Annotated in this window: 10 protein-coding genes; 3 read left to right on the plus strand and 7 right to left on the minus strand. The window is 36.0% G+C overall.

The annotated features are described in order from the left end of the window. Window positions 1-380: 380 nt before the first annotated feature. Complete coding sequence (locus L2586_RS06740; protein WP_235292036.1) at window positions 381-812, minus strand: hypothetical protein; 432 nt, start codon at window positions 810-812, stop codon at window positions 381-383. Between the two features lie 220 nt (window positions 813-1,032). Between L2586_RS06740 and L2586_RS06745 the strand changes: the two genes are divergently transcribed. Both L2586_RS06745 and L2586_RS06750 read left to right on the plus strand, forming a co-directional pair. Then, window positions 1,033-2,271 (plus strand): M16 family metallopeptidase, encoded by a 1,239-nt coding sequence (locus L2586_RS06745; protein WP_235292037.1) that lies wholly within the window; start codon window positions 1,033-1,035, stop codon window positions 2,269-2,271. Continuing rightward, entirely contained in the window at window positions 2,268-3,860 is a 1,593-nt protein-coding gene (locus tag L2586_RS06750) for an ArnT family glycosyltransferase (RefSeq protein ID WP_235292038.1), read from the plus strand. The genes L2586_RS06745 and L2586_RS06750 overlap by 4 nt, the downstream gene beginning before the upstream one ends. Before the next feature lie 182 nt (window positions 3,861-4,042). Here the strand turns inward: L2586_RS06750 and L2586_RS06755 are convergent, their stop codons facing one another. The 6 genes from L2586_RS06755 to L2586_RS06780 form a co-directional block, all read right to left on the minus strand. Continuing rightward, a complete protein-coding gene (locus L2586_RS06755; RefSeq protein WP_235292039.1) occupies window positions 4,043-4,507 on the minus strand; it encodes a CBS domain-containing protein in 465 nt (154 codons plus the stop codon). A gap of 381 nt (window positions 4,508-4,888) precedes the next feature. After that, window positions 4,889-5,434, minus strand: coding sequence for a dihydrofolate reductase family protein (locus L2586_RS06760; protein WP_235292040.1), 546 nt, complete (start codon window positions 5,432-5,434; stop codon window positions 4,889-4,891). 66 nt (window positions 5,435-5,500) lie between these two features. Continuing rightward, window positions 5,501-5,962 (minus strand): hemerythrin domain-containing protein, encoded by a 462-nt coding sequence (locus L2586_RS06765; RefSeq protein WP_235292041.1) that lies wholly within the window; start codon window positions 5,960-5,962, stop codon window positions 5,501-5,503. A gap of 35 nt (window positions 5,963-5,997) precedes the next feature. Then, window positions 5,998-6,324: a DMT family transporter gene (locus L2586_RS06770; protein ID WP_235292042.1), complete on the minus strand. Its 327-nt coding sequence runs from the start codon at window positions 6,322-6,324 to the stop codon at window positions 5,998-6,000. Window positions 6,325-6,347: 23 nt separating this feature from the next. Continuing rightward, window positions 6,348-7,583: a pyridoxal phosphate-dependent decarboxylase family protein gene (locus L2586_RS06775; protein ID WP_235292043.1), complete on the minus strand. Its 1,236-nt coding sequence runs from the start codon at window positions 7,581-7,583 to the stop codon at window positions 6,348-6,350. A gap of 170 nt (window positions 7,584-7,753) precedes the next feature. Beyond that, complete coding sequence (locus L2586_RS06780) at window positions 7,754-10,783, minus strand: M1 family metallopeptidase (protein WP_235292044.1); 3,030 nt, start codon at window positions 10,781-10,783, stop codon at window positions 7,754-7,756. Between the two features lie 19 nt (window positions 10,784-10,802). Here L2586_RS06780 and L2586_RS06785 point away from each other — a divergent pair, with 19 nt between their 5' ends. Beyond that, a complete protein-coding gene (locus L2586_RS06785; RefSeq protein ID WP_235292045.1) occupies window positions 10,803-11,432 on the plus strand; it encodes a hypothetical protein in 630 nt (209 codons plus the stop codon). Window positions 11,433-11,435 lie beyond the last annotated feature (3 nt).

Below are 11,435 nucleotides of genomic sequence, written 5' to 3' on the forward strand. Positions count from 1 at the left end.
TCGAAAAAATTTCATCGACTGATACTAGAAAGTAAGTATTTAATTATGGTATCCATATGATTTGAAAATATAAAGAGATTCGAAACTTAAAAATGAAATAGTAACAAAACATCTCCCCTTTCTGATCCCTCAGATTAACAAATCACACCTATTCACATATCATTGAGTATCCTTTCAGAATGTCTTTCTTAATCAAAAAGAGTCCCCCTCAAGTGTGAAATGTTTCTAAGTAAAATTAATGGAGTTAAGGAGTAAGGTAGAATAGAGATTAACTCCAATAGGTCATAAAAAGATTAAGCCGAAATACTTGACTGCTGTATTCCGGCTTAATTAAATTAGGTATAAGCTTAGTTACTGCTTACATAAGTATTAGTTTATCTTTATTTCAGGGTTGAAAAACCATGGAAATCTAAATGTTTATAGTTTCCATTGCCTAAATCTATTGTCTCTTCGAAGACGATAGATGTTTCCTCAAACTTTCCCGTGCGCTCTCCAGCTCCACGATATGTCGAGAAAAATGAGCCATCACTTTTCACAATGTACTCATAAACACAATTCACTTTTGGAGCTGCAAAGTCAAAGAGAACCTTGATCATATGATCGTTTTCTCTTGTTACATATCCTATGGATTGATGCTCCGTAATTGTCTTTACTCCGTCTCGAAGCGTTTCCAGTTCGATGTTGAAATCGTATCTACCAGTATGTGATTCCAAATCAAACGCTTCTACAACGTCTAAATTTTCTTTTTGGCATGATGTCATTCCTGCAGTGATTAGGATTACAAGAATGAGCAAGCTGCTTAATTGTTTCATAGTATACCAAGTTTTAAAAAGTAAAACAGGTATCATTCTCTCTTAGGGTAATTTTTATACAATATAGACTTTATTAACGAAAGAAATGTCCCAACCCCTATGCAGAAAATGCGTTTTTATGTCAGCTATTTTACATTTTAACATAAACGCATAATATCTGGAAATTTAACTAGGGGTAGAAAATATCCATGTATATTTGTGCCTAACAATCTAATATTAAGTGATTTCTTACGAAAGAAGAGTATTAAGCAATGGACTTCGGGTTATTGTTCATGAAGATAAAAGTACGCCACTTGTAGCGATAAACATACTTTATAATGTTGGTTCTAAAAACGAAGAACCTAATAAAACTGGCTTTGCACACCTTTTCGAGCATCTGATGTTTTCAGGTTCAGAAAACGTATCTGACTTTGATGATCCTATCCAAAAGGCAGGTGGCGAATCCAATGCTTTCACCAATAACGACATCACTAATTTTTACGAAATTCTTCCAGCAGAGAATTTCGAAACAGCACTTTGGCTAGAATCTGATCGCATGCGTTCACTAGTATGTGGAAAAAAAGAATTTGAAATTCAGCAAAAAGTAGTGATTGAAGAGTTCAAGGAAACCACTTTAAATCAACCTTACGGCCAAGTGTGGCATGATGTATCGGCAGCAGCCTATAAAAAACATCCATATCGGTGGCCAACTATTGGCTTAATTCCAGAGCATATCGAAAAAGCACAATTAAAAGATGTGCAGAAATTCTATAAAAAATACTATCTACCGAACAATGCCATTTTATCTATCTCAGGTAATATTGAAATAGAAAAGGCCTTCGAAAGTGCTGAAAAATGGTTCGGTGACATCGAAGCTGGTGAAGTAATTACGAAGACATGGGAAGCTGAAGAGCCACAAACGGAATTTCAGCAGATTATAAAAGAAGCTAATGTTCCTTTAAAATCTATTTATTTGAACTTTCACATGGGAGATCGATCGAGTTTCGATTTTTATGTATGTGATGTAATTTCAGATATTTTAAGCGGAGGCAGATCTTCCCGGTTCTACCAGCGATTACTAAAAGACCAAGAATTATTTAGCTATATCGATGCCTACATTACTGGAACTGTAGACCCTGGTTTATTTTTAATCGAAGCAAAACCACAAGACCAAATAGACACTTCTGAGGCAATCGACGCCATCTGGAACGAGCTTGAAATCTTGAAATCTGAGCCTCTTTCGGAAGAAGAGTTAGAAAAAGTTAAGAATAAAATAGAAAGTGCTCTCGTTTTTTCAGAAGTGAATAATTTAAACAAGGCTATTAATCTAGGATATTATGAGATGATCGGTGATATTTCACTCATCAATAAACAATCTGATCTTTATCGTTCTGTCACAGCTGCCGATATTCAACGAGTAGCTAGTAACATGTTCATTAAGTCTAATTGTACAGAATTAATATATTTGCCTAAAGTATGAAAGCAGTAAAACTACCTGATTATTTTTGGTATGGTTTAGCAATATTGCTTTGTATTCCAGCATTTCTGATCCACTTAGATTTAATTACGCTTAACGAGGACGAATCAATAAGAGCGTTAGTCGCCTTAGAAATGAAACTATCGGGTGATTTTTTTACCCCTACTTTAAATGGTACATTATACTACTCGAAACCTCCACTATATAATTGGATCCTAAATATTTCCTATCTCATTTTCGGAACGAAAACAGAATGGGCGTTTCGAATTCCAACCTTAATTTTCCTAGGTGTATATGCCGGAACTATTTACTTTTACTCAAAAAAGTACTACGATAAGAACTTTGCATTTATTAATGCGATGTTATTTGTTACCTGTGGAAGAATTTTGTTTTGGGATTCCATGCTAGGCTATATAGATATGTGCTATTCTTGGGTAACCTATATGCAGCTGATGGTTATTTTCCATTGCTACCAGAAAGGACAATACAGAAAATTATTTTTGTTATCCTTTTTTCTAGCAGCAGTTGGATTCATGCTTAAGGGTTTTCCTACCATACTGTTTCAAGGGCTAAGTTTGGCTGTATTCTTTGGATACAAAAAAGATTTGAAGCGCTTATTTTCTAAGGATCTCTTCTTTGGAATTTTAGTTTTTGTTGCGATCGTAGGTTCGTATTATTTATATTATTTCAATGCTAATCCAGATAACAATGCCATAACTGGTCTGCTTGATCAGTCAACCAGAAGAACGTTAATGCATGACAAACACGATATCTGGGATTTCTTCAGGCATTTAATTACATATCCTTTTCAGAATACATATGACTTCTTTCCTTGGTCAATTATGATTATCTATTTATTTAGGAAAGATCTGGTAAAAATTCTATTCGAGAATGAGTTCATAAAGTACTGTGCCATCATTTTCGCGGTCAATATTTTAGTGTATTGGGCATCGATAGAAGTCTATCCGAGATATATCTTAATGCTTATACCTTTATTATTTTCGGTATTTCTCTACTTTCATAAAAACCACTACGAGCAAGAAACGCTATTATATAAGGTGTTTATCTATTTCTCGATATTTACCATTTGTGTAGGTGCCTTGCTAAGTATAGCATTCCCGTTCATAGAAAGACTTAATGACGTTCCTTTTCCTTTTGTGAAATCTATGGTCGTTGCTATACCTTTGTTATTCCTTGCATATTATTTCTACCAACATAAATCTCAGCGACTGATCACTTTCATTTGTGCATTAATCATAGTCAGAATTGGATTTAACTTTTTTATTATTCCAGATCGTTATGAACATGATGTGGCAACAAAATATAAAGCCGAAGCAATAGCAATAGGGGAAAAATACAAAGACTTAGATTTCAGATTATTCGAAGGAAGCAAGATTGACTATACCAGTTCGTATTACATTAGTTCTCGACGTGAAAAAATAACACATCGAGATTATGAACATACTGAAACTGGCGTATTTTATGTCATTGACAAACTAAAATTTGATGTTCCTGCAGATTTCATAGAAGTTGAGGAATTTCAAGTTCGAGAAGGAGATCGAATATTGACAATTATACAAAAAGCAGAGTAGTAATTCGTTTTTTATTTATTAGAATTCTCAATGGGCCTTGGAATTTAATCCTAGACACAACAACCAAACTTAATCCTAAAGTATCTTGGACTTCAGGTCGAGATATAGAATAGTCTATAACTTTGAAACTAGTAATACCATAGGACCTTGAAATTTAGTCTGAAACACCACAATCCAACCACTTACCAAGTCGTATGATTTAATTCATTAATCGCCCGAAGTACATCCCTTCTACTGATCTGACCAACCAACTTACCTTTATCATCCAGAACAATTAATCTCTTATATGGTGTGGAAGTAAAAATCGTCGCTGCATCCAAAATATCAGAATCAACAGAAATACTCTTCATTACATTAGACATGTAATCACTCACGGTATCTCTATCAACAGGATGGTTATTATACGCACTACTCATTAACACGTGGAGACAATCCTTATCATCTATAAGCCCCACAACTTCACCCGAATGATTTAATACTGGAGCCCCAGTAATTCTATTCTTAAGTAATGTTTCTATTGCCTCAATTATTCTTGTATCAGGGTTAAAGGTTATCAATTCTCTTACCATATACTTTGTAATAGACGGAGCCACAAAGGCAAGGTCTTTCTTATCTTTCTGAATTACGTTTTGCTTGAAATTCTTCATAATTGTAGGATTTTAGTGATCTAATGATTGATATTTATAAAAAGATGAGTACACTAAACCATTCAAAAAAGTAGAATCTTAACTCCCTTTCACGATGTCTTTAATGCCAATTCACTCAAAAGATACATCAAAATTTTAAATAATCAACCTATTGAATATTAAATTATTCTTCTTTCTTTTCATTCTAATTCAAAATGACATTAGCCAAACAAACTCATAGGACCCATTTTTATCAACAACAATAAATAGAAATCTAATACGCTTAAGTCCGATTTATCATTACAACGAAGCATCGAAATGATACATCTCGAGTAGAGAAAATATGAACTCTAGTTTTTCTTCCAACTAATGAAATTATTCGTTTCCTCGTTTATCCAGAAACTAGAAGGCTAAATAATAAAACAAATCATACGTTTCAAGCTTAAGACCATTTTCGTAATCCTTTTTCTCGATTAATTTACATCGAGGAGACGATTCAGACAACCCGAATAGTCTCACTCCCCCACCCAAAATAATAGGATTAACTTTCAATTTCAATTGGTCAATTCTACCGTGATCCAATAACCATCCAGCTAATTCTCCACCGCCACATAAATAAACATCCGTCCAGGAAGCTTCTTTAATCGCATCAACTCTAGCGATATCTAAAGGTTCTACATGCACCTGAGGTGACTGCTCTTCGAAGGTTAGGTTATTCGAAAAAATAAAATGTTCCATATGAGGATAAGCAGGCATTCCTGGTGGCAAACCAAAATCATACCCGAACTCATAAGTATTCCTTCCCATGATCGTGGTCTTAAAGGAGAGTAAATCCTCTTGATATTGGTCTACTAATTTTGATTGAAAGCTAAATTTGGATACATCATTAGAGGGGCCGCAAATATATCCATCCAGAGAAACCGCGACATAGTAAATGATTTTTTTCATGAAGTGTATATTTATATTTCATTAAATAGTGTTCATGCATTCGTCCAAAATGACCTAGAGATTCTTCTATTTTTTATTCCAAAACTCGTCCGGCCATTCTTCCGGTGCAATGAGCTCATGCATTTCTTTGATATGAGCAAGTTGTTCTTCATTGGCTACTTTCTCTACCTCTTGAAACAAAACTCTTTCTTCAAATCTAATATGTGCCACAATTCCAGCTTCTATTTCAGATAAAACCTCTTCTAAAGGATCATCTGAAGCAAAAAGTTGTTTCAGATGCTTATGGTCCGCTAAAGCCTTTTCTACTAATTCATTTCCTACCGGAAGAATCGGAAAAATGTACTGCTCTTCAAATTCAAAGTGCTGCTCTAAATGATTCGCCCAAAACCAATCGACATATTTCTTAACTCTCTTAGGATCAATATCATACTTGATTCCTTGCCTGATTTTAAAAGATAATAACAACCCGTGATGATGTTCACGGCTCACTGGTTGCAGATCTGGATGTCTTTTGATTGGGCTAGGCATTTCTACGTTTACTTAAAATTACAAAATATCTGCTTTTAATGTGCAACAAATTTTAATCCGACAATAGAACAAATTAATGTCGTTAGAAAAAACATACGCCAAAAAGTTGCAGGCTCCTTAAATATAATGATCCCAACCAATACCGTTCCCACAGCTCCTATCCCAGTCCACACCGCATATGCTGTACCGATAGGTAATTCTTGCGTCACCTTAATAAGTAAAGCCATGCTTATTGCCAAGCATACCGCAAAGCCTCCATACCAATAGAGCATCTCTGTTCCAGTCGCATGTTTTGCCTTTCCTAAGCAAGCAGCAAATCCAACTTCAAACAATCCTGCAATGATTAATAATATCCAATTCATTTCTATTTCACCATTTAATTTATCTAAGACAAAGACACCTCAAGATCTTCTACAAGCAAGGTTAACTTCTCAATTGTAACATGGTCCATGATCACTACTTTGAACCAGCTTGGTGATGAATGACTATCAGGTACAAGACTAAACTTTGATGCCACTTTCTCCATTCCTGGAGTCGCCCTAATAGCCACAATATTTGATTTTGGATTTCTGAAATATCCTATTCCCAATGCGGTAAGTTTCTCACATAACCACTCCGTCCGTTTCTGCAAGATGAGGGTCTTTTCAAACCACCCATGCGGACCATTTTTCACAAGTATCATCCAGACAGCAATGGCATTAGCACCAGATCTACTTCCTATTAAGGTCAAGTCTTCTCCTTCGACGTAACTTGCTTCCTTCGTATTCACATAATGAATAAAATTCTTCCTGATTAAGAAAATCCCTGTTCCATATGGAGATTGCGCCATCTTATGGGCATCAAGCGTGAAAGAAGTAATTGCTGGATTTCTAAAAGTCAATTTACTTTGCTTATCTGTAAATGGATAATAGAAACCGCCATATGCACCATCTACATGTATCATAAAATGACAGCCTGAGGTCTCAAGCACTCCGGTCATCACATCTATATCGTCCACAGAACCAAACATCGTCGTCATCATATTACAAACCACAATTAAATGCTTAACTCCATCTCCCTTTGCTTGTTCAATAACACTTCCAATGGACTCCGAACTCATCTTTCTACTAAACTCATCCACCGGTATTTTGTAAATCGGAATGGATAATAAATTAGCCGCTTTATCCATCGAATAATGACTATCCGCACTACATATGATCGCAATTTCACTAGCTTCAGCTGAAAACTTTCTTTTGTAATAATTTCTATAAATCCAGATTGCTTGAATATTAGCCTCTGTCCCTCCGGATGCCACATAACCATCTTGCTCTCCTTCGCCTCCTTTCAGTATATCCGTAGCACAGATTTCAATCAATTTCTTCTCTATCTCATGAGTCCCTTTGAAAAAAGGTTCAGACGTTCCTGTGGTATGGCAACCGATATGATTCGGGTTCTGAGTCAAGGCAAACATGAAAGGTGCTTCCTTTAAAAAATAAGCATCTTGATTAAAGACTTTTTCATCTAAGTAGGATGCAGGAACACCGAGAATATTCTGCTTGTTGTAGTTTATATTTTGCTCTAGCGCACCATAGATAATATTCTTAATCTCTTCTTGTGATTTTTTCTTCCACTTTCTAGACATGTTAACTGTGTTTTCTCTTCCTTAAAATTTTTCGAAATAACGACTCCTTGAAATGATATGGCTTTAGCATTTGCGAGTAATTAAACGAAAAGGTACGAAATCTATGAGTCGAACCAATAAAGTGAACCTGATAATCAGCAATAATCTTCCCTTTTAAAACAAACAGATCCTTATCTCAGGAACCAATGCTTAAGACCATGTGGATTCAACTTATTAATGTCAATGGTAAAACTGATTCGTTGCCAATAATTCGCAGCCGTTTGTTCATAAATATTAGTAATCCTCTCAGAATTAAACAAAGGAAAATGTATCATGATTGTCTTCTGAAAATCAATCATCAAGCCTCCACTGTATAAAACCTCTTGTTGGAATGGTTCCGAAGTGGTTGCCTTATAACTATACACCCCTGCATCGAAATACGGCTTTATAGGAAGCATTTTGGACCACCCGAAAGGTAAGTCAATTGCTAAATTAATAGAAGCCAAATATTTATTCGAAAGTCCGATAGGCATCGAATTCGTGATTCCATTTTTAAATCCACCATCAGCAATGGCTACTTGTCTAGTAAAGAATCCTTCTTGACCATTACGGTCGATAAAATGCTGATCATATCGATAATCATTAAATCCTCGAGAGAACATGGAGAAATTCCCAATTGCTGCAGAAGTAGAAATATCTCCTTCAGTATGCAACGGAAAAAAACCTGCAAATCCTCTAATTTCGAAAAACTTCCCTTTCTTATAAGCGTATTTCGCATCAGCACTTGCATATAATTTCAAATACCTCTTCGTTGCATCTCCTCTTTTATACTGTTGAAATTCGGTATTCACCTTAACATCAAGCGGTGCAATAGGTGAACGACGTAAATAATTATACTCCGCATTATGAATAATTGCTAAATTTCTATCTTTCCCTTCGAATCCAGTCTCTCGACCAATTCTAGCATTTTCTGTGACAATACCTATGGGCCTATATCTTACATAATGTGCAATCGGACTCACTAACTTATCTTTCCATTCAAACTCTATCGATGGCTGAATTCTTGTAAATCGTAATGAATAATCGAAGCGTTCATTATAGGATTCATGGAATGATTTTCCACCTAGCGCTATAGATACATTTCTCAGTTTTCCTGTCCGCTGAGGAAAATCACGTCTGAATTCGAACGAACCGATAAGTGAACCGTCTCGCGATCCCACCCCAGGCTGGATATAATACTGGAAATTGCTAAGTGGAATCCCGTAATTATGAAAAGCTATTCCAACTTGCAATTGATCTGCAGAATTAAAGCCAATGATTGGCAGCATAAATATCTTCTCTGTTTTACTCGTTGTCAGACCACTTAACCACCGTAACTTTAATTTACTACCGACTGCACCGCCTTTTATTTTGTAATCATTATTCGAAGGCTTTATATCGAGACTAATTCTTTCCTTGTCTAACTCGACTATTTTCACTTCCTTATTGACCAAGGGCAATTTCTTCGAGCCTAGAAATCCATCATACCACACGGTTTCACCTACTGCCGTATCTGTATAATAAGTTAGATTAATCGGGGCCGCTACCATTCCATTATTTTCTATTTCAATGGTCCCCTCATTTAAATTGATAGACTTTACCTTATAATCATACACTTGATTTGAAAACAACATCCCATCAAACAACCAATCTAGGTCTAATCCTGTAGAATGCTCAAAGCTCGCCTTCGTATCTTCCGGTTGAGGATGCCTAAATTTCCACTCATCATAGTACTTTCGCATAGCAGTTACTAATTGCTCCTCACCGATATAATTTTCTAGCAGCTTGAACGCCATCGCCGGTTTTTCGTAAGCTCCTAGAAAGTAATTCAGCGTTGTTAGATCATTCGAAGTAGTATTCGGCGCCTGATCCTTTCCGATTCGCGCCCATACTTGGTAGGCTAAAGACAAAGTAGAATACTCCATCTGCCTTTCTATTTTCTTTGGCATAATACCACCTGCCTCATCATAATCATCGTAATATATAGAGGTGTACTTGTGATCATGGTAAGAGTTCATGCCTTCATCCATCCATGGAAAATCTCGCTCATTACTGGCGAGAATTCCGTAAAACCAATTGTGTCCGACTTCATGCGTTATAACCTGATCTAAAGCAGGTGCTGTCACAGATCTTCCGATAACGGTGATCATTGGGTATTCCATCCCCGCTCCAGCACTTAGTGCACTTTGAACCGCCGTTGCATGTGGATAGGGATAATCCCCCACTCTTTCAGAATAAAACTCAACTGCCCGCTTCACATAGAAAGCACCATCCTTCCATAAGTCTTTTTCTAGGTCGGTAAAAAACACCCAACAATCGACATCTTTACCAGAAGATAAAGTGGCCACATCTTTCTGAACTAAGAATCGCTTATCAGCGAACCAAGCGAAATCATGAACGCGCTCCGCGGTATACTTAAGCGTCTTCATTTTCATCGAAGATGCAGGATAAGCCGAATGATCTCTTAATGTATCTAATAAGTATTGATCTGTATATTTAATTCTTTCCTTTAGAAAAGCCTTCTCCGATTCGTTTTGTAATAAACCAGTAGCTCCTACATAGTAATTTTCAGGCAGCGTTATTTCGACATTAAAATCTCCGAACTCCGAATAAAATTCCCCCATATCTAAGTAAGGCATCTGATGCCATCCATTTCGATCGTACACTGCAGGTTTTGGGAACCATTGAGTCATCTGATAGGATGTTTCGACATGACCTAATCTAGAATATGAATTAGGAATTCTTAGTGAAAATGGTGTGCTAATCGTTATCGTTTCCCCAGGACCTAATGGTTGAGAAAGGGTAATTTTTCCTATGTCAATGTTTTCCTCATCTAACTTCCAAGTCACCGAATTTCCATTGACTTTAAAATCTAAATTGGAATAAAATCCTAATTCTTCCTCTTCAGCATAGTAGAAATCGGTATTGAACGATCTTACTTTTTGCTTTGCAAATGCAGTTGTTCTATTTTTGAATGCATTCCCCCAAAGGTGCATATATATTTCAGATAAAGCATCTGGTGAATTATTTTTATAAGTAATTTTAATATCACCTTCTAAAGTATGGATACTATCTATTAACTTGACTTTTATATCATAGTCAACTTCCTGTTGGAAATAGTCTTGTCCGAAAGAGGATAAGCTAATCAATATCGATGTTACTGTTAGTATGTATTTAATCATGGTCAAATTTATCATTTTTATGAAATCCTTTCTCATTTACTTAGCGATAATGTTAATTAGTATACCTGCTTTAATGGCTACTAATCAGGGTAATTACGAATCAACCAATAGAATTCATTCACTTCTATGGCAAGACGACCATTTGGAGTCGACATTTATAACAGTAAGCGATTCTTCCAAGCTATCCCACTGGATGGGAAAATGGGAGGGAACATTAATGATTTATTCTGCTACAAAGCCAATTAAAGAAGTACCGATGAAGATATGGAATTTCGAGACCGATACCATCGGAACTTATGGTTGGTATCTTATTTATGGAGAGGATGAAGAAAAAGGAACTAGGCCTTACTTTCTAAAGACTATTTCCACTGAAACTGGCCATTATCAGGTAGATGAAAAAAATGGGATTATCTTGGATAGCTATTTAATCGGGGATAAAATGATCAGTACATTTGATGTGCAAGGAAGTTTAATTTCTTCAATTTATACTCTTGAAACAGATGGTAGGATGACCTTTGAAATATTATTTGGCAAGTCCGATGATCCTAATATAACGGGAGGAAAGGATGACATTCCTTCTGTCGAGTCCTATAAAATGGGCGGATATCAAAAAGCAGTTTTACAGAGAGTTGACGAAGAGGACAAGTAAGTG

The organism is Portibacter lacus (genome assembly GCF_021533215.1).
In the GTDB taxonomy this organism is placed as follows: domain Bacteria; phylum Bacteroidota; class Bacteroidia; order Chitinophagales; family Saprospiraceae; genus Portibacter; species Portibacter lacus.

What these genes read in the sequence shown, in the direction of transcription:
- L2586_RS06740 (WP_235292036.1), bottom strand. Translation starts at nt 812, where the DNA reads ATGAAACAATTAAGCAGCTTGCTCATTCTTGTAATCCTAATCACTGCA.
- L2586_RS06750 (WP_235292038.1), top strand. Translation starts at nt 2,268, where the DNA reads ATGAAAGCAGTAAAACTACCTGATTATTTTTGGTATGGTTTAGCAATA.
- L2586_RS06755 (WP_235292039.1), bottom strand. Translation starts at nt 4,507, where the DNA reads ATGAAGAATTTCAAGCAAAACGTAATTCAGAAAGATAAGAAAGACCTT.
- L2586_RS06760 (WP_235292040.1), bottom strand. Translation starts at nt 5,434, where the DNA reads ATGAAAAAAATCATTTACTATGTCGCGGTTTCTCTGGATGGATATATT.
- L2586_RS06765 (WP_235292041.1), bottom strand. Translation starts at nt 5,962, where the DNA reads ATGCCTAGCCCAATCAAAAGACATCCAGATCTGCAACCAGTGAGCCGT.
- L2586_RS06770 (WP_235292042.1), bottom strand. Translation starts at nt 6,324, where the DNA reads ATGAATTGGATATTATTAATCATTGCAGGATTGTTTGAAGTTGGATTT.
- L2586_RS06775 (WP_235292043.1), bottom strand. Translation starts at nt 7,583, where the DNA reads ATGTCTAGAAAGTGGAAGAAAAAATCACAAGAAGAGATTAAGAATATT.
- L2586_RS06780 (WP_235292044.1), bottom strand. Translation starts at nt 10,783, where the DNA reads ATGATTAAATACATACTAACAGTAACATCGATATTGATTAGCTTATCC.
- L2586_RS06785 (WP_235292045.1), top strand. Translation starts at nt 10,803, where the DNA reads ATGAAATCCTTTCTCATTTACTTAGCGATAATGTTAATTAGTATACCT.